At 71.9% G+C, this 17,917-nt stretch carries 15 protein-coding genes and 2 pseudogenes; 5 read left to right on the forward strand and 12 right to left on the reverse strand.

The features are described from left to right. Positions 1–136 precede the first annotated feature (136 nt). A pseudogene (locus tag SCWH03_RS30100) lies at positions 137–287 on the forward strand (phosphoketolase family protein); the annotation flags it as partial. 197 nt (positions 288–484) lie between these two features. Here SCWH03_RS30100 and SCWH03_RS20320 read toward each other — a convergent pair. After that, complete coding sequence (locus SCWH03_RS20320) at positions 485–1,168, reverse strand: CBS domain-containing protein (RefSeq protein ID WP_254076893.1); 684 nt, start codon at positions 1,166–1,168, stop codon at positions 485–487. Between the two features lie 454 nt (positions 1,169–1,622). Between SCWH03_RS20320 and SCWH03_RS20325 the strand changes: the two genes are divergently transcribed. Then, positions 1,623–2,501 (forward strand): universal stress protein, encoded by an 879-nt coding sequence (locus tag SCWH03_RS20325; protein WP_173265716.1) that lies wholly within the window; start codon positions 1,623–1,625, stop codon positions 2,499–2,501. Between the two features lie 507 nt (positions 2,502–3,008). Further along, entirely contained in the window at positions 3,009–3,701 is a 693-nt protein-coding gene (locus SCWH03_RS20330) for a response regulator (RefSeq protein ID WP_173265717.1), read from the forward strand. Between the two features lie 237 nt (positions 3,702–3,938). On the opposite strand, the gene tnpA is transcribed toward SCWH03_RS20330, so the two are convergent. Continuing rightward, positions 3,939–4,367 carry an IS200/IS605 family transposase gene (gene tnpA / locus SCWH03_RS20335; RefSeq protein ID WP_173265718.1) on the reverse strand — a complete coding sequence of 143 codons (429 nt, stop codon included), beginning with the start codon at positions 4,365–4,367 and terminating at the stop codon, positions 3,939–3,941. A 23-nt stretch (positions 4,368–4,390) separates the two neighbouring features. Between tnpA and SCWH03_RS20340 the strand changes: the two genes are divergently transcribed. Further along, positions 4,391–5,620, forward strand: a complete 1,230-nt coding sequence (locus SCWH03_RS20340) for an RNA-guided endonuclease InsQ/TnpB family protein (protein ID WP_173265719.1) — start codon at positions 4,391–4,393, stop codon at positions 5,618–5,620. A 142-nt stretch (positions 5,621–5,762) separates the two neighbouring features. On the opposite strand, the gene SCWH03_RS20345 is transcribed toward SCWH03_RS20340, so the two are convergent. Beyond that, a complete protein-coding gene (locus SCWH03_RS20345) occupies positions 5,763–6,185 on the reverse strand; it encodes a pyridoxamine 5'-phosphate oxidase family protein (RefSeq protein WP_173265720.1) in 423 nt (140 codons plus the stop codon). A gap of 129 nt (positions 6,186–6,314) precedes the next feature. On the opposite strand from SCWH03_RS20345, the gene SCWH03_RS20350 reads away from it, so the two are divergent. After that, entirely contained in the window at positions 6,315–6,773 is a 459-nt protein-coding gene (locus tag SCWH03_RS20350; RefSeq protein ID WP_173265721.1) for a hypothetical protein, read from the forward strand. Between the two features lie 133 nt (positions 6,774–6,906). On the opposite strand, the gene SCWH03_RS20355 is transcribed toward SCWH03_RS20350, so the two are convergent. The 9 genes and pseudogenes from SCWH03_RS20355 to SCWH03_RS20395 all read right to left on the reverse strand — a co-directional run. Next, entirely contained in the window at positions 6,907–8,646 is a 1,740-nt protein-coding gene (locus SCWH03_RS20355; protein WP_254076894.1) for a sensor histidine kinase, read from the reverse strand. Between the two features lie 224 nt (positions 8,647–8,870). Beyond that, a complete protein-coding gene (locus tag SCWH03_RS20360; RefSeq protein ID WP_173265722.1) occupies positions 8,871–10,949 on the reverse strand; it encodes an iron ABC transporter permease in 2,079 nt (692 codons plus the stop codon). 5 nt (positions 10,950–10,954) lie between these two features. Continuing rightward, on the reverse strand, positions 10,955–11,935 hold the full coding sequence (locus SCWH03_RS20365) for an iron-siderophore ABC transporter substrate-binding protein (protein ID WP_173265723.1): 981 nt from the start codon (positions 11,933–11,935) through the stop codon (positions 10,955–10,957). After that, positions 11,932–12,789, reverse strand: coding sequence for an ABC transporter ATP-binding protein (locus SCWH03_RS20370; RefSeq protein WP_173265724.1), 858 nt, complete (start codon positions 12,787–12,789; stop codon positions 11,932–11,934). The genes SCWH03_RS20365 and SCWH03_RS20370 overlap by 4 nt, the downstream gene beginning before the upstream one ends. Then, on the reverse strand, positions 12,776–13,222 hold the full coding sequence (locus tag SCWH03_RS20375; protein ID WP_173265656.1) for a hypothetical protein: 447 nt from the start codon (positions 13,220–13,222) through the stop codon (positions 12,776–12,778). Before SCWH03_RS20375 ends, SCWH03_RS20370 begins: the two co-directional genes overlap by 14 nt. A gap of 433 nt (positions 13,223–13,655) precedes the next feature. After that, positions 13,656–14,528 (reverse strand): hypothetical protein, encoded by an 873-nt coding sequence (locus tag SCWH03_RS20380; RefSeq protein WP_173265725.1) that lies wholly within the window; start codon positions 14,526–14,528, stop codon positions 13,656–13,658. Next, entirely contained in the window at positions 14,525–15,076 is a 552-nt protein-coding gene (locus SCWH03_RS20385) for an RNA polymerase sigma factor (protein WP_173265726.1), read from the reverse strand. Before SCWH03_RS20385 ends, SCWH03_RS20380 begins: the two co-directional genes overlap by 4 nt. A gap of 115 nt (positions 15,077–15,191) precedes the next feature. Further along, a complete protein-coding gene (locus tag SCWH03_RS20390; RefSeq protein ID WP_173265727.1) occupies positions 15,192–15,764 on the reverse strand; it encodes a hypothetical protein in 573 nt (190 codons plus the stop codon). Positions 15,765–16,124: 360 nt separating this feature from the next. Then, positions 16,125–17,377: pseudogene (locus SCWH03_RS20395) on the reverse strand (ISL3 family transposase); the annotation flags it as partial. Positions 17,378–17,917: the final 540 nt, after the last annotated feature.

The following is a 17,917-nucleotide window of genomic DNA, read 5'->3' on the forward strand; positions in this document are numbered from 1 at the left end:
GGGTGCCTCCAGTCAGGGGCGTACGGACCTGCCACCTCCAGGATGGTCCCGCCCCCGGTGCCGTGACATGGGCCACCCGGCCCCATGACCGGGCCGCCCGGTACCGCTTCCGGGTCCTGCGGCACCCTGCGGCCCGTCGTACCGGCCGGAGGAACTCTTCGATGCGCAGGGCGGTCCCCGCGAGCAGGTGCTGTCCTTGCGTCCCGGACGGCTCCCGGCGCCTGGGCGCCACCTCCCACGCCAACGGCGGCCTGCTGCTCCCCGAACTGCCGCTGCCCCCGCCGGAGATACGGCGCCGGTGCAACCGGACCGCGGCCGGATCACGACCGGACCGCAACCGGCGGGGAAGCGGCTGAGAACCGGCGCGCAACCGGATCGCCCGTGCGCCGGGCCGGTGGCCCCCCGGGCGGATGCCGGCGCGGGCGTGGCCGCCGGGCGCTCCGGAATCGGCGTGCGGGGTGCGGGGTGCGGGGTGCGCCGGGGGTCACCGCTCGGGGAGCAGATCATGGGCGGTTCGGCGGGAGGGGCGCTTCCCGGACGGGCGGGTGTCGTCGACGCGGTACGTGAGGCCGCTCAACACGCCCACCACGCCGTCCACCCGCCAGCTCAGCCGGACGGCCACCGGGATGTCGCTGCGGCGCTCCACGCGTCCCTCCAACGTGGCCGTCCCGTTGCGGACCGAGACGACGGCGCTGCGGGGCGGCAGGCACAGGGCGCTGGTCAGGACCTCGTCGACGATCTCCCGGCGGATCTCCTCGTCGGTCCGCAGGAAGACCCGCAGCAGATCACGGCGAGTGGCGATGCCGATCAGACGGTCCTCCTCGTCCACCACAGGCAACCGTCCGATGCGGTGGCGCTCCATCACCCGCGCGGCCTCCGGGACGTGTTGCTCCGGGTGCACGGTGATCGCCGGTGTGGACATCAGCTGCCCGGCGGTCACGGCGCGGGCCCCGGCAGCGGCGGCGCGGGCCCGTCGGGCCCGCGCCGGCTGCCGGCAGACCAGGTCGGTCCCGGAGAGCACGCCGAGGACCTTGTCATCGGCGTCCACCACCGGCAGACCGCTGATCCGGTGCCGGGCCAGCAGCCCTGCCGCGTCCTTGAACGGCGTCTCCCGGTACGCCCGGATGACCTCGGGGGTCATCACCTCGCCGACCCTGGAAGTCCTCACGGCGGTTCCCTTCTCCGCTGGTCTGTGGAAGGGGCCACCCGTCGTGGCCCGCGTACGGCAGCTCTCGGGCCGCACGAGGCCCCCCGGATGTGCTCCGGCGTGGGCACGCGGCCGGAAAGCCCATCGGGCGGGACGGCAGGCCCGGCCAGTGCCGGCACCGCCCCGGGCGGCCGGCCCTCGACCCTGGCTCAGCCTCCCGCACACCCGGCCGGGCGGGGCAGGGCCGACCGGCCCCGGGCTCCTCGGCGAACTTCCCTCCCCTCGCCCGGACCTGTCCGGTGACAAGACCGCCATATGCGGGACGCAGCGGCCCGCCGGCAGGGCCGGACGGTGCGCCGCCGCTGCGGGAGTGCCGGTCGGCCCTGCCGGCGGCGCCGTAAGACCCATGCAGACGAGGGGCCGCCGGAGGATTCTGGCGGGTGAGAGCAGGGGTGTACCGGATGCGGGAGGCACGGTGAGCGGTGTGGTGGTAGTCGGGGTGGACGGGTCGGCGCCGAGCCTCGCCGCAGTCGGGGCCGCGGCACGGGAAGCGCGCTTGCGCGGGGCGGGGCTGCGGGTGGTGCACGCGTTCATCTGGCCCGCGATGCACGTGCCCCTGGGCCCGTCGCCGATGGGGCCGGCCGAGGGCGGACTCCGGAACATGGCCGACCGGTATGTGGCCGAGGCCGTCGAGCGTGCGCGCGCCGCGGAACCGGAGGTCGAGGTCAGCCATGCCGTGGTGACGGGTGAGCCGCTGACGGTCCTGGAGACGCAGTCGCGATCGGCCGAGCTGGTGGTGGTCGGGTCCCGAGGCATGGGCGGGTTCGTCGGGCTGCTGGTCGGGTCGACGGCCGTACATCTTGCGGCATACGGCCGGTGCCCGGTGCTGGTCGTGCGTGAGCAGCCGAGTGCGGAGGGCCCCGTCGTGCTGGGCGTCGACGGCTCCACGGCGGGCCGGGCGGCGGTGGACTTCGCGTTCGCGGAGGCGGAGCTGCGGAAGGCGCCGCTGGTGGCGCTGCACGCCTGGACCACGTGGAACGCGCTGATGCCCGCGCCGAAGGACCCGTCGATGCCCTATGCGAACCCGCCGAGCGCCGTCGCCGCCGGAGAGGAGCGCCTGCTGTCCGAAGCGCTCGCCGGCTACCAGGAGCGGTATCCGGGTGTGGTGGTGGAACACAGGACGGTGCACGGCGCGACACGGACGGCGCTGATCGAGGCGAGCCGGTCCGCCCAGCTGGTGGTGACCGGTGCCCGGGGCCGGGGTGGCTTCACCGGGCTGCTGCTCGGCTCGGTCAGCCAGGCACTGCTGCACCACGCCCACTGCTCCGTCGCCATCGTGCGCGGCAGCGAGTGACCGTGCCCGTGCGGCGGTACACCGGCCGGGGGAGCGCACCACGCCCGCGCAGCGGTCCGTGCACGCGCCCGTGCAGCGGTCCGTGCGGGCGCCCGCGCAGCCGGACGCCCGGGCGTCCTCGCCCGTGGAGCCGCTCGGCCCCGATCCGGCAGGACCGCTCGGGCTCCCGCGACGGCCCCCCTTCCGCGACGGCCCCCTCCCGCGTGGGCCCTTCCGCGCGAGCGCGGGCGGGAGCCGGGAGAAGGCCGGGCGCGGAGGCGGCCGGCCACGGCGGAGTCACAGGCCGGACCGACCGCACATCGCGGCACCACCTGCCGGGCGCCTCCGCGCCCGGTGGGCGGCCGGTCTCGGTTACCTGCGGGAACGTGGGCGCCGGAGCGAAAGGGGCCGGTCGGCCCTGGCCGTTCGGCCCCGGAACCAGGCACGATCCGTGACAGGCGAGAACCGGCCCCGCAGACACGGGGGTTTCCGGTTCCCGAGACCGACGACACAGGACTGGAGCCGTCGATGGCGGACAGCGAGCACCCCGGTGGCGAGGACCCGATCCGCGTCTTCCTCATGGACGACCACGAGGTGGTGCGGCGCGGTGTGCGGGACCTGCTGGACGACGAGCCGGACATCACCGTGGTCGGTGAGGCGGGCACGGCGGAGCAGGCCCTCGTGCGGGTTCCCGCGCTGCGCCCGCAGGTGGCCGTGCTCGACGTGCGCCTGCCCGACGGCGACGGTGTGACCGTCTGCCGCGAGCTGCGCTCACGCATGCCGGAACTGTCCTGTCTGATGCTGACCTCGTTCGACGACGAGGAAGCCCTGCTCGACTCGATCATGGCCGGTGCCTCCGGATATGTGCTGAAGCAGATCCAGGGCCCGGGTCTGGTCTCGGCCGTCCGTACCGTGGCCGCCGGCCAGTCCCTGCTCGACCCGAGCGCCACCGCCAGGCTGATGACCCGGCTGCGTCAGGGCCGGGAGCCCGAGCCCGAGCCCGACGCCCTGCCGGGGCTGACCGAGCGGGAGCGGGAGATCCTGGCTCTGATCGGCGAGGGACTCACCAACCGCCAGATCGGCCGTCGGCTCTACCTCGCCGAGAAGACGGTCAAGAACCACATCTCCCGCCTGCTGGCCAAGCTCGGCGTGGAGCGGCGCGTCCAGGCCGCGGTCATCGCCACCCAGGCGCAGGAAAGGCTGAAGCACGACATCCACTGATCCGTACCCGAGATCCCGGGTAGGAGATCCCTGGTGCGGAGATCTCAGGAGTCCCGATCGCGGGCTGAGATCCCGGCGAAGGGGGACCGTCGGCGCCGCGGCGGCACCGCACCTACCTCTGATCTTGCGAGAGTGCCCCGGCCTTCAGGCCGGGGGTGAATCGCATCTGAAGATTGCTCTGACCTCAGCTGTGGGTACGGGTCCGCGCTGTTCACCCGCACCCACGGCTGGCCGCGCTCAGTCCGGCCGCTTCTGCTGCGCGATGTAGTCCTTGACCACCTGGAGCGGTGCACCGTCGCACGAGCCCGCGAAGTGCGAGGGTGACCAGAACCGGCCGTGCATGATCGCCTGGTTGACCCGGCCGGTGAACTCCGCGCGCAGACGGCGGGACGAGACGCCCTTGAGGCTGTTGACCAGGCTGGCGAGCGCGACCTTCGGGGGGTGGTGCACGAGGAGGTGGACGTGGTCGCTCTCGCCGTTGAACTCCTTCAGCTCCGCGCCGAAGTCCTCGCAGACCTTGCGCATGACCTCTTCGCAGCGCGTCAGCATCTCGTCGTTCATGACTCCACCCCGGTATTTCGTGACGAATACCAAGTGTGCGTGCACGTGGTAGACGACTGTTCGACCCCTGCGGATATCGGGGTTCGGTTTCCATCGTGGTGACATAGGCCAACGGTAGAGTGATCGTTGTGCAGCTCAGGTACAGCTTCCGCGTGTACCCCAGCGCCGGTCAGCGCACGGCGTTGGCGAGGGCGTTCGGGTGTGCTCGGGTCGTCTTCAACGACGCGTTGCGCGTCCGCGAGGAGGCCCGCGCAGCGGGGCTGCCGTTCGTCACCCCGGCGGAGCTGTCCAAGCGCCTCACCGCCGTCAAGAAGACCCCGGAGCGGGCCTGGCTCGGCCGGGTTTCGGCGGTGGTCCTCCAGCAGTCCCTGCGGGACCTGGACACCGCGTACCGGAACTTCTTCGACGGGCTGAAGGGCAAGCGCCCGCGCATGGGAGCCCCGCGCTTCAAATCGAGGCGGGACAACCGGCAGTCGATCCGCTTCACCGCGAACGCGGCCTGGCACATCACGCCGGGCGGGAAGCTGCGCCTGCCGAAGATCGGCGACCTCACGGTCAGGTGGTCCCGCGCGCTGCCGTCCACCCCGACCACCGTGACCGTGGTCAAGGACGCGGCCGGCCGGTACTTCGCGAGCTTCGTCGTCGAGACGGACGCCTGCGAGGTCCTTCCGGAGACGATGCCCGAGGTGGGCATCGACCTCGGCCTCGGGCACTTCGCCGTTCTCTCCGACGGCCGGAAGATCGGCAGCCCCCGCTTCCTGCGCCGGGCCGAGAAGCGCCTGAAGAACGCCCAACGCGCCCTCTCGCGCAAGGAGAAGGGCAGCAGCAACCGGAACAAGGCCCGGCTTGAGGTCGCCCGCGCTCACGCGCAGGTGGCCGACGCACGCCGCGAGTTCCACCACCAGCTCTCGACGAAGATCATCCGCGAGAACCAAGCGGTTGCCGTCGAGGACCTGGCGGTGAAGGGACTCGCCCGTACACGCCTGGCCAAGTCCGTGCACGACGCCGGATGGTCGGCGTTCGTGTCCATGCTGGAGTACAAAGCCGCCCGGTACGGCCGCACCTTCGTGAAGATCGGCCGCTTCGAGCCGACCTCCCAGGTGTGCTCCGCGTGCGGCGTCAAGGACGGCCCCAAGCCCCTCGGTGTCCGCGAGTGGACATGCGGGGCGTGCGGGACCGTGCTGGACCGGGATGTGAACGCGGCGGTCAACGTCGCCAAGGCCGCCGCACTGGCGGTGTCAGCCAGTGGAGCGCAGGTAAGACGGGCACCCGTGCCCGCACCGCGCAGCGAAGCAGGAACCCACCCGAAGCGACCCACACAGCCCGTGTGGGAGCAGGCGGGAATCCCGGGCCTTTAGGCCCGGGAGGATGTCAACCCGATGAGTTCCGCGACTGCGCGGTCGGACGGCAGTACCGGCCGTCCGAGCGCGCGCCGGCGCTTCCGGGCAGCCGCAAAGAGGCCCTGCCCGGCAGGTCCGCCGAACCCGCGCCCGGGCCATCTCACCGCGCGCCGGGTGTTCCCTTGAGTTCGCGTCCGGTGACCATCTCCGAGTCGATGCGCACGAACACGCCGTCCCGCAACGGCATCCAGGACCTGGGGCCGGTCTGTGTCAGCCGCTCGTGCTCGGCGGGATCGGTCACCACGGTGGCCAGCCCGGTGACGACCACACTCCAGCCGGACCGGGTCGCCGCGTCGAACTCGTCGGCCTCGAAGGCGATTACGGTGCCGTCGACGGCCCGTACGAGATCCGAGGCAGACGAGGTGCACGTCAGCACGGACGCGTCGGTGTCCAGGTGGAAGTTGACGGGGAGGACCGCGGGCAGTGCCTGCCGGGTGTACACCACACGGCCCACCGGCACCCTCGCCAGCAGCCGCAGGCACTCCTGGCGGTCGAGTACGCGAAAGCCGTCTGTCTGGAACATCGGTCCATGGTCCTCCCGGGGGCCGTGAGGGGGGTAGGGCCGGTCGGCCCTACCCCCCTCACGAACGACGGTGCGCCTTCGGGCCGTCCGGACCACTCGCGCCCGGTTGCGGTGGAGGTCACTCGAAACGTGACGGTCGCCGCCGTGGAGGTCGCCAGCCCGTACCTCAGGGACGGGACGCGCCGCTTCGAGGAGAAGCTGCGGCGCAGGCCCAAGGACATCCCGGCCGCCGAGGTGGTGCAGGACTGCCCCGAGCGGCTGACTGCGTCTGGTCTCCGGCCGGTGACCACCGCCGCCAACGGCCGCGCCCAAGTGGATCTCTTCCTGTGTGCCGATCAGGGTGACACCGACGTTCAGGCCGCTCTGGAGCGGATCAACACGCGGATGGCCGAGACATACGGCATCGCCGCGCACTACTCCGCCGGCCTGCCCGCAGCAGACGTTGCCGGCGAAGCCATGCGCCAGGCCCTGGCGGCAGCCGCGCCCGGCTACATCGCTGCCGCCCTCGAACGCCTCGCGTTCGAAGACGAGTTCGCCCTGACCCCCGGCCTCACCGTCGGCACCTGCATCGCCTTCGCCGCCGCCTGACCGTTCCCGCCCCGGTGCACCTCACCCTTGGGATCGAGGCCCGGGGTGCCCGGCCTCCCGTCTACGATCCCGCCGCGATGGACGAGATGAAGCAGCCCGAGCGAGGGGCACGCGCCTCGCTCGGGCAACGGGGTCAGGCCGGTGTCCGCGCGGGTAGCGGTACCGTCCATTCCGCGATGGTGCCGGTGGGCCGGTTCGCGGTGACGGCGAAGCTGCCGCCGAGGCCGGTGGCGCGCCGGAGGAGGTTGTCCAGGCCGCTGCGGCGGGTGACAGCCGGGTCGATGCCCCGGCCGTTGTCGGCGACGAGCAGCCGGAGCCGTGAGCCGTCCGTCTCTGCGGTCACCTCGACGGCGGTTGCGCGGGCATGCCGGGCGGTGTTCGAGAGGGTCTCCCGCAGCACCGCCAGCAACTGCTCGGCATGGCCGTCGGGGACGTCGGTGTCCAGCAGGCCGGTCATGCGCAGGGCGGGGGCGAAGCCGAGCACGGTGGCGGCGCGGTCTGCCTCGGCCAGCAGTCTTCCGCGCAGTCCGCCGCGGCCGTCGGCACGGTCACGCTCGCGCAGTGCGTAGATCGTGCCGCGCACGGTCTTGATGGTGTCGTCGAGGTCGTCGACGACCCGCTGCACCCGCTCGGCGACCTCCGGCCGGTCGGCCACACGGCCCAGTACCGAGTTCAGCGTCAGCCCGGAGGCGAACAGCCGCTGGATGGCCAGGTCGTGCAGGTCGCGGGCGATGCGGTCCCGATCGCTCAGGACCATGAGCTGCTCGGCCTCGCGCCGGTGCTCGGCGATCTCCAGGGCGAGTGCGGCCTGGTCGGCGAAGCCGCTGATCATGGCCATGGTGGCCTCGGTGAACTCCGTGCCGCCCGTCAGGTTGGCGACCTGCAGGACGCCGCGCACCTGCTCGGCCCCGCCCAGGGGGAGCAGGAATCCCGGGCCCAGGCCGATGCGTGACGCGGAGCCGCCGCCGCCCTGGGGCTCCTGTGACAGGGCACTGCTCATGAACCGCCGGTTGGAGTGGTAGACCTGCGCGGCCAGTGTGGCGGCAGGCAGCACGAGCCCGTGCACATGCCCGGCGCCCTCGCCCTCAGCGGCCTCGATCACCAGCTCGTCGCCGTCGTCGAGCGGTACCGCCAGCGTCACCAGGTCAGCGCCGGACAGCGCGCTGACCGTGGCGGCGATCTGGTGCAGGACCTGTTCCGTGCCGGTGCCCGACAGCAGGTTGCGGGTCAGCTCACTGCTCGCCGCCAGCCACAGCTCGCGGCGCCGGGTGTCCTCGTACAGGCGGGCGTTGTCGATCGCGACGCCGGCCGCGGCGGCCAGGGTGCGCAGCACCGCCTCGTCGTCGTCGTCGAACTCCGCCCCGCCGTGCTTGTCGGTCAGGTACAGGTTGCCGAAGACCTGATCACGCACGCGCACCGGCGCACCCAGGAACGTCGTCATCGGCGGGTGCCCCTCGGGGAAGCCGACGGAGCCGGGATGGCGGCCCAGATCGGCCAGGCGCAGCGGCTCCGGCTCCTCGGTCAGCAGTCCCAGGATGCCCCGGCCCTCGGGGTAGTGGCCGATCGCCTCGATCGTGTCCTCGTCCAGGCCGACCGTGATGAACCGCCGGATCCTCCCCTTCTCGCCCAGCACGCCCAGGGCCCCGTACCGGGCGTCCACCAGGGTCACGGCGGACTCGGTGATGCGGCGCAGCACGACATCGAGATCCAGGTCGGTGCCGATGGAGAGGACCGCGTCCAGCAGCGTACGCACCCGGTCCCGCGTCGCGCGGACCTGCTCCACCTGCGCCTGCAGGCCCTCCAGCAGTTCATCCAGCCGCAACTGGGGTGCCGCGGGGACGCCCTTCCGCCCCAGCGCCGGACTCTCACCCATCCCTAGCCCCCTCCGCACACGCCGCCACCCCATCATGCCCGAACGGCCCTGCCGCCCCGCGGGCGCATCCGCCGGCGCTGCCGCCGCGGCGGCCGGGATCCCGCCGCCGCGTCCCATGTGCCGGGGTGCGCGGTCCCGACGGGGGACTGCGCGGGCGCTGCCATCGGCGGGCGCTGCCATCGGCGGGTGCGGCCATCGGCGGGTGCGGCTATCGGCGGGTGCGGCTATCGGCGGGTGCGGACCAGCAGATGGAGGAAGTACGGCGTGCCGATCACCGCGGTCATCAGTCCGGCGCCGAGCTGCGCCGGGGCGATCACGGTACGGCCCAGCAGGTCCGCGACGCACACCAGCGCGGCCCCGAGGAGTACCGCCACCGGTACCACCCGGACGTGCCGCCGGCCCACCAGCGCCCTCGCCGCGTGCGGGGCCACGAGCCCCACGAAGCCGATCGTGCCGGCGGCGGCGACGGCGGTGGCCGCGAGCAGCACGCTCAGCACGAGGAATCCCAGCCGCCCCCGCGCCAGATCGAGCCCCAGCAGCCTGGGGGTGTCCTCGTCCAGCGACACCAGGTCCAGTTCGGTGCGCCGGACCACCGCGGCGAGCCCGGCCACGGCCAGCACGATCGCGAGCGGGACCACGTCGGTCAGGTTCCGCCCGTATGTCGACCCCGACAGCCAGGTGAGTGCCTTCGTCGCGTTGAACGGGTCGGTGAGGACGATCAGGAGACCGATGACCGCGGCACTGCCGGTGGCGACACCGAAGCCGACGAGGACCAGCCGGTTCTGCCGGAAGCCGTCCCGCGCCGCCAGTCCGAAGACGATGAGGGAACTGGCCGCGGCGCCGGCGAACGCCGCCCCGGCCACACTCCACGGTCCGGCCGAGGCCACCGTCGTCACCAGGAGCACGGCACCGAGCGCCGCACCGCCGGAGACGCCCAGGATGGCCGGTTCGGCCAGCGGATTGCGGGTCACCGCCTGCACCAGCGTCCCGGCCAGGGCGAGCGCGGCGCCCGCGCACAGGGCCGCGAGGACCCGGGGCACGCGGGTGTCCAGGACGAATCCGACCGTGCGACCGGCCCTGCCCTGGGCCCAGTTCAGCACGTCGCCGAGCAGCAGCTTGCTGTCTCCCAGCAGCACGGCGGTGATCGTCACACCGACGAGCACCGCCACCAGCACGGCCGTGGTGGTCAGGAAGACGGCCCGGCTCCGGATGCGCAGCCGGTCGGCGGCAGCGGCGGTACCCGCACCGCCCGCAGCATCCCTGACCCGGGCGGCCATCACGACCAGGAACAGGGCGCCGACGAGGCTGGTGGCCACGCCCGTCGGCACGGCGACCGCCACGTCGGCGGGCACCACGGCGCGCAGCAGCACGTCCGAGCCGAGGACCAGCACCGCACCGGCCAGACCGGCGACGGGTATGCCCGCACGCGCCCGGGAGTACGCCCGGAACCGGCGCGCGAGCGGCCGTACCAGGGCCGGGGCGCACAGCCCCACGAACCCGATCGGCCCGGCGAGGGTGACGGCCGCAGCCGAGAGCAGCGCCGCGAGCGCGACCACCGTGACCCGGGTCGCCCGGACGGGGACGCCGAGCCCGCGCGCCGCGTCCTCGCCGAGCGCCAGGGCGTCCAGCCTGCGCCCCACGAGCAGCAGCCCGACGAGGCCGATCACGGCGAGCGGCGCCATCTGCAGCACGCCGTCGAAGCCGTTCTGCGCGATGCTGCCCTGGTTCCAGCGGTAGAGCCCCTCCGTCTGCTGCGGGAAGAGCAGCAGCAGGCTCTCGGTGACGGCGGTCAGCCCGAGCATCAGGGCGCTGCCGGCGAGCACCAGCCGTACGGTGCCGGTGCCCAGGCCCGACAGCCCGAGCACCACGGCCGCCGCCGCGAGACCGCCGGCGAACGCCACCCCGGAGGAGGCGAGGAGCGGCAGCGAGACGCCGGTGACGGTGGCCAGTCCCAGGGCAAGATAGGAGCCGGCGTTCACCGCCAGGGTGTCGGGGGAGGCGAGCACATTGCGGCTGACCGCCTGGAGGGCGGCGCCCGCCATGCCGAGCACGGCCCCGACGAGCAGCCCCGCGGCCATACGGGGGAGCCGGGAGGCGATGACGACGGACGCGTCGCCCGGTTCGGCGCGCCCGGTGAGCGCCTTCCAGACCTCGGGCGCGCCGACGGCGGCCGTGCCCTGGGTGATGTCGACGACCGCGAGGGCCGCGAGAAGGAGGACCAGCGCGGCCGTCACCGCGGCCGCGCCCGTCCGGGAGGGGGCGGCCGGAGGAAGGGTGGCGGGCGGGGAAGCGGTGACGGCCATCGGTGCTACTTCGTCAGCGCCTGGACCGTGGCGTCGACGTACTTGCCCATCGACTCGGGGCCGCCGAACATCCAGATGCCGTCGGGCAGCCGGTGGACGTCGCCCTTCTTCACGAACGGCAGCGACGTCCACACCGAGTCCTTCGCGAGTACGCCGTTGAACGGCGTGCTGGCCGTGTCGCCGTCGCTGCCGATGTAGGCGAACTGCACGTCGCCGAGCTTGGTGAGGCCCTCGACATCGGTCGCGGCGAGCCCGTAGGCCGGGTCGCCCTCGACGGTCCAGGCGTTCTTCAGGCCGATCCTCTCGTTGACGGCGCCGATCAGCGAGCGGCTCGTGTACGGGCGGATCGAGACCTGGTTGGAGACGACATAGCCGTCGGCGAAGGCGTACGCGGTGCCGGCGTGACCGGCGTCGGCGAGGGCCTTCCTGCCCTCGGCGAGCTTCGCCTCGAAGTCCTTCTTGAGCTTCCCGGCCTGCTCCGTGGTGCCGGTGGCCTCGGCGATCAGGTCGAGGTTCCCGGTCATCTGCCCGATGGGGTCCGCCGCGTCGGCCGCGCGCACCTCCAGCACGGGTGCGATCTTGCGCAGCTGCTTCACCGCGGCCGGCGGCAGATCGGTGGTGGCGACGATCAGGTCGGGCGACAGGGACGCGATCGTGTCCATGCTGGGCTCGCCACGGGTGCCGATGTCCTTGGGCTCGTTCTTCAGCGGAACGGCGGTGTCCCAGTTCTTGTAGCCCTTGACGTCCGCGACGCCGACGGGGTCGACGCCCAGTGACACCAGGCTCTCGACGACGTTCCACTCCGTGCCGACGACCTTCTCGGCGGGGCCGTCGAGCTTCACCTCCGCGCCGGTCGCGTCGGTCAGGGTGATCGGCTCAGCGGCCTTCTTCGCGTCGTCGTCGGCGGCGGGCTCGGTGGTCCCGCAGGCGGTCAGGGCGAGGGCCGCCGCGGTCGCGACCGCGGCGGCGGGGATCATGCGTCTCATGGGGTGGTACTGAGCCTTTCGGTTCGCGAGTGGTGCCGCCCGATCGCGCGGGTGCGCAGCCGGCCGGTCAGGGGATCGGTGTCGACCTCGATGCGGATGCCGTAGGCACCGGTCAGCCGCCGCGCCGTGAGGACTTCCCCCGGGAGGCCGTCGGCGACGACCCGGCCCTCGTGGAGCAGCACGATCCGGTCGGCGACGGCCGCGGCCTGGTCGAGGTCGTGCAGGACGGCGCCGACGGCGATCCCGTGGACGTCGGCGAGGTCGCGGACGAGATCGAGGAGTTCGACCTGGTAGCGCAGATCGAGGTAGGTGGTCGGTTCGTCGAGCAGCACCACCCCGGTCTCCTGGGCGAGGCAGCAGGCGAGCCAGACCCGCTGCAGCTGTCCTCCGGACAGATGCTCCGCCCCCCGGTGGGCGAGCTCCGCGACGCCGGTCACGGCGAGCGCGCGGTCCACCGCGGCCCGCCCGCCCGGGTCCGACGTGCCCCAGCGGCTCCGGTACGGGTACCGGCCGAACTCGACGACATCGCGCACGGTGAGCCCACCGGGTGTGGGGCGCCCCTGTGTCAGCAGGGCGACATGGCGGGAGAACTGCCGCGGAGTCAGGGCGAGTCCGTCCGTGGCGGAGTCGATGACGATGTCCGCGCTCCTGGGCCGCTGGAGCCGCGCCAGGGTGCGCAGCAGCGTCGACTTCCCGCTGCCGTTCGGCCCGACCAGCACGGTCACTTCGCCGGGCCGCAGCGTCAGGGACGCGTTGTGCACGACATCGACACGTTCGTAGGCCACGGTGACACCCGTGGCCGACAGCTCATGACCGCGGGGCCCCGGGGCCGTGTTCTCCTCACCGACTCTCACGGTGCAAGGTTAGCCTAGCCTTATGACCGCCCCGGCGGCTGCCCCCGGCCAGGGGGCCGGCCTCTTCGACGCCGTCCAGGCCGAGGCGCTTGGCCAGGCGGCGCAACGGCTGGTTGACGGTGCGGTAGCGGGCGGTCAGCTCGGCGGCGGTGGTCTCGGCCTCGGGCCGGGCGAGTTCGCCGACGGTGCGCGCGGCCTGGTGCATTGCGGTGATGTCGACCAGGTCGAAAGCACCGCGGATGTCCTTCTGGTCGGGGTCGGCTGCGGCGTGGGCGAGGGTGATCCACGCCTCGCGCAGCATCAGGGCTGAGGAATCCAGGTCGCCCAGGGTGCGCATGCGCTGCTTGGCGGCCAGGTTCGCGGAGGTGCGGGCCAGGTCGGACATCAGCATGTCGAAGACCTCGATCGCCTCGTCCGCGGACCGGTTGCGCATCGCGGCGGCCGAACGCCACCAGGGTGGCCATCCGCCGCGGCTCGGCGAGGTCGGCGACCGCGCGGGCGCGCACCGAGGAGGCGTAGCGGGACAGCGCGTGCAGGCGGCCGGCGGGGATGGCGGACAGGTCCCAGCTGTGGGCGCCGAGCTTGTTCAGCTCGATGAACCGGTCGATGGCCTTGCCCGCACCGGGGCCGGTGATGTCGCGCGGGGAGCGGCGCAGCCGGTCCAGCATGATCAGCAGGGGGGGAGCCCGGGTCAGCACGGGGCTGACGGCGGTCAGCGGCCTCCGGAGCGGGCGGTGTTGCCCAGGCGGGTGGTGAAGCCGCCCATGGGGTCGCGGGTGAGCAGCAGCGGTTCCCCGGCGCTCAGCGAGGCAGAGGCGGGCACCGATGGTGATCGGCGGCCCACCCCTGCAGAGCTGCGGCGGCTTCTAGCGTGTTTCGCGCACGTGGTCGGCAAGGTTGGTCACCTTGTCGTACTTCTCGCCCTCGACCACCATCGCGTCGGACGTCTCGTCCTCGCTCACGATGGGGTTGGTCACCTCCTGGCCTTCCTGGACGAAGAGCCCCTGGGATGAGACGACACGGTAGTAGGGCTTGTCCCCCTCGATGGCCTTGACCTCATCGGGAGAAGGAGTCCTGCCGGCCTGCTTGAGCTCCCCCAGATGGCGCTCGCCCTCCTCCGCCTTGGAACGGAGGAACCAGACCGACTCGCCCTCAGGCAGACTCGCCTTCATCTGCTCCACCGCCGCAGTCGGGTCCTCGCCGCCCCCGATGAACTCGACCGTGAGCTGCTGTTGAGACGTCTCGCCGAGCGCGCCGTCCAGGATCTCGACCGGCCGTACGACCACGCCGATCATGTACAGGCGGTCACTTCCTTCGCCTTTGATGACCCTGGTCGTCCGGATGTCGACGACTTCGGCCGTCACCACGGCGGAGGCGGCCTCGGCGGCGGCCTCGAGCGAGTCGTACTGCTCGGCCTCTCGCATGCCCGTGCCGAACCGGAGAGGCTCGAAGAACGCGGAGGCCGACTGCTGCCCGTTGCTGCCTGGTGTGTTGTCCTGGCCGAAGAGTTGCGGACCTGCGAGCAGTGCGACGGCCGTGGCCGCTGCTACGGCACCGGCGGCGATCAGTGCGATCCGGGCAGGACGTCGACGCGTGGGAGGTGTCATGTGCGTCTCCTCTTCTGGGGTGGTGCTGAGGATGTTGGCCAGGATTTGGCGTGCTTCGTCGGTGTTGTGCCATCCGTCGTACGCGGGCGGGCGGGCGCTGCGTAGGACGTGGTGGATGTCGCGGTTCTTCACGGCTCTACCTCCTGGACGGGATGCGAGGCGCAGTCCTCGGCAGCGGCAGGTCCCATCTGGCGGTGAAGTCTGCGGCGGGCTCGGTGAAGCCGGACGGCGTAGGCCCCGGGGGAGCAGCCCAGCACCTTGGCGGCCTCGGAGCCGCTCAGGTCGTACCAGGCCGACACGGTCAGGACTTCCTGGTCCGCCTCGGACAAGTGACGCATCGCGGCGATGACGGATTGCCGGTCCGCTGCGGACGCGGACTCGTCGCCCGTGTCCCGTTCCGACGTCATGACAATGAGGCGTTCGGTCAGAGCGGTCTGACGGCTGTGTCTGCGGAGCTCGTTGGCGATGATCTTCCTTGCGGTGCCGAGCAACCATGGCAAGGCGGGGTCCCGGATCTCTTCGATGCGGCGCCACGCCGCAAGGAACGTCTCCGATACGACGTCCCGCGCGGCTTCCGGATCCAGCCTGTGTGCGGCGAAGGCGTAGACACGGTCGGCGTGTGCGGTGAACAGCCCTTCGAGCCGGCGCTGCGTGCTTCTGCTGTCACCTGCGTCTGCCACCCCGCTCCCTCCTCCTCTTCATCGCCGGTCGGCTGGAAAGGTGGGGACGCTGGTTCGCGTCCCCACCTTGTTGTTGTCCGTCAAGGCCGCCTGCATTACAGGCATGGCGTGATGCTCAGTGATAGGCGTTGACGTGGGCGTCGTCGTGGGTGCTGGTAAGGCTGCTGATGCTCGAGGGATGCTTGTTGCTCATGCAGGACCCGTCGGTCTCCCGGTGGCGCAGGCCCACGGTGTGGCCGATTTCGTGGCATGCCATGGACTTACGATCGTGGGCATTGCCGTAGAAGCTCGAGTAGCTGCCGTTCAGGCGGAGCTTTTGACGATCGCAGCGCTTGTAGGGGTGGCTGCCGCTGGTTGACGAGCCGGACAGACATTCGACCCAGCCGACTGCTCCGTTGGAGCCGTAGTTGTAGTCCGTGACGAGGACATCGAGGGTGGAGTGGCTCTTCTTCGTGGTGGTGAGGTCGGTGTAGTACTCGTAGTCGTTCATGGCCTCCTGGAACGAGGCTGCGATACCGGATATCTGGTTCCCGAAGGTTCCTTCCGGGTACCAGCTGTGGTCCGCGTTGTCCCCGAGGTTGACGCAGTTGCGCGGAGTGCCGCCGCACGACGTCGAGCCGAAGTTGCTGGCGTGAGCACTGGGTGCCATCAGGGCGTGGGCCACCGTGAAGGTGACAGCACTCGTCACGATGGCTCCTGCGCGCTGGAGTCTTTTCCGCCCCTTGCCGGCTCTACTGCCCGCCGCCAGATCCACTCCACTTGATGCCAACATGACACCTCCGTTGGTTGCGTCTGCTGCGTGATCAAATGCCAAACTAGATGTGTTTCTTGCGTGTGTGGCGAGTGTTTGTAAAGTGATCATCTGTATTCCGCTTCCGCTCGAGATCGAGGGCCGCGCAGGGTGTCCACGGACAGCGGGCCGTCGGGTGGTGCTCTCGCCGCAAGATCAACGGCGAGCAGGTCCGCAGGATGGGAGCCGAGCCCCGCGGCTCCGCGGCTTCCCGATATAGGGCTCTCCTGCCTGATGTGTGGGTCCTTCTGTGGTGGGTTGGCGGTCGGGGAGGGTGGGTTTGTCTCCGGCGAGGGTGAGCATGGCGAGGGCGGTGATGGCTTCGGCGGTGTGGAAGCCGAAGCCTCGGCTGTTGATCAGGCGGGTCTTGGTGTTGGTGGACTCGATCAGTCCGTTGGACATGCCGGTGGTCAGGGCGGCGCGGATGGGCGTTGTAGTGCCGGCGGATGCGGCGCTGGAGGTCGGCGAAGGTGTCGATGCGGCAGCGGCGGGGCCAGCCGATCCAGCGGTCCAGGGCTTTCAGGGCGGCCCTGGGCCGGGTGCGGGCGAGGGTGAACACGGCGCGCAGGGCTTCCTTCAGGCGCCAGGCGAGGTGCAGGCGGGGGTCGGTGGCGGCGATCCAGGCGAGCTTGGCCGCCTGGCGGTCGGTGAGGTCGGCCTCGTTCTTCCACAGCGCGGAGCGGGAGTCCTTCAGGGCGCGCGCCCGTTCGGCGTCGCCCGCCTCCCGGCGGGCGCGGTTCCAGGACGCGCGGCGTTCGGCATCCAGGGCTTCGGTGGCCCGGGCGATGACGTGGAAGGGGTCCATCACCCGCAGCGCGTGCGGGGCGCGCTCGGCCAGGACCTCGGCGATCCAGGCGGCGCCGTCGGCGCTGACCTGGGTCAGCCGGCCGGCGCGTTCGGCGCCGAGAGCGTCGAAGAGGCGGTGCAGCACGCTCTTGCCGTGGCCGTCGGCCATCCACACCGCCTTCCCGCTGTCGTGGCAGACGACGGCGGTCAGGTACTTCTGTCCTTTGCGGTGGCTGATCTCGTCGATCCCGATGCGGCGCAGCCCGCCCAGCCGGTCGGTGTGCCGGTCGCGGTCGGCGACGTACCGCTCGACGATGTTGCCGACCGTGCGCCAGGAGGTACGCATCAGCTGGGCAGCCCGCGGTCTTGGAGCATTCGGCGGCCAGCCAGGCGGTCTGCTGGTCGAAGGCGTGGGTGTGTCCGGCGCCGTGGCGGGCCCAGGGCACCGCGGCGGCTGTCACCCCGTGCTCGCGGCAGGCCACCCGCGGCGCCTCGGCCTCCAGGAACACCCGGATCACGCCGTGGTCCAGGTCCCGCCACCGGCGGCGCCCCCGTCCCGCGTCGTACCAGGGCGCCGGGCGCCGGCAGCTCCCGCACCGCTGCCGGCGGCGGGCATCGGGCCGTACCGACACGACCACACACTGTTCGCTCTCATCGATCCGCACGCCCTCGACCACGGTGTTCTCCGCCGTCAGGGTCCGCTTCCATATCCTGAAGAGGGACACGCCGTTTTCCTGCTTGATCCAACTTGAGTCTAGACACCTCAAGGATCACAGGAAGCGGCGTGTTTCACGTATCAGAGCAGGTCAGGGCACCCACACATCTGGCAGGAGAGCTCTAAATGGGGAGGCGCAAATGCGGAGCGGCTCCGATTGGATCGGTGCACATATTTGCCCCACTATGCACGGCTGGGGTCATTGGATCGTCCCGGGGGCGTAATCGACCGATTCAGCCCCCGCTCGCCATTCGACGGGCAGTCATGTGATCACCTCACGGCGGCACGCTGGCGGGGTGTCAAATCATGTGACGCCAAACTGCACTCTCTGCCTGGTTCCTGTTCGACCCCCGGCCACCGCCGACCGCCCCCGGCGGCCGCCCTGCCCCCCGCCGATCGCCCCCCGGCGGCCGCGCCCGGCCGGCCCGGAACCGCCCGGCAGGTACGCCCACGGCCCGTACCGGCAGCGACCGGCGCCCGTGGGGCCGCGCGCCGACTCGCCGACTCGCCGGGAAGCCGGTTCGGGCCCGGTCCGATCCCGTCACGGCAT

Source organism: Streptomyces pacificus (assembly GCF_011766325.1).
GTDB classification, from domain to species: Bacteria; Actinomycetota; Actinomycetes; order Streptomycetales; family Streptomycetaceae; genus Streptomyces; species Streptomyces pacificus.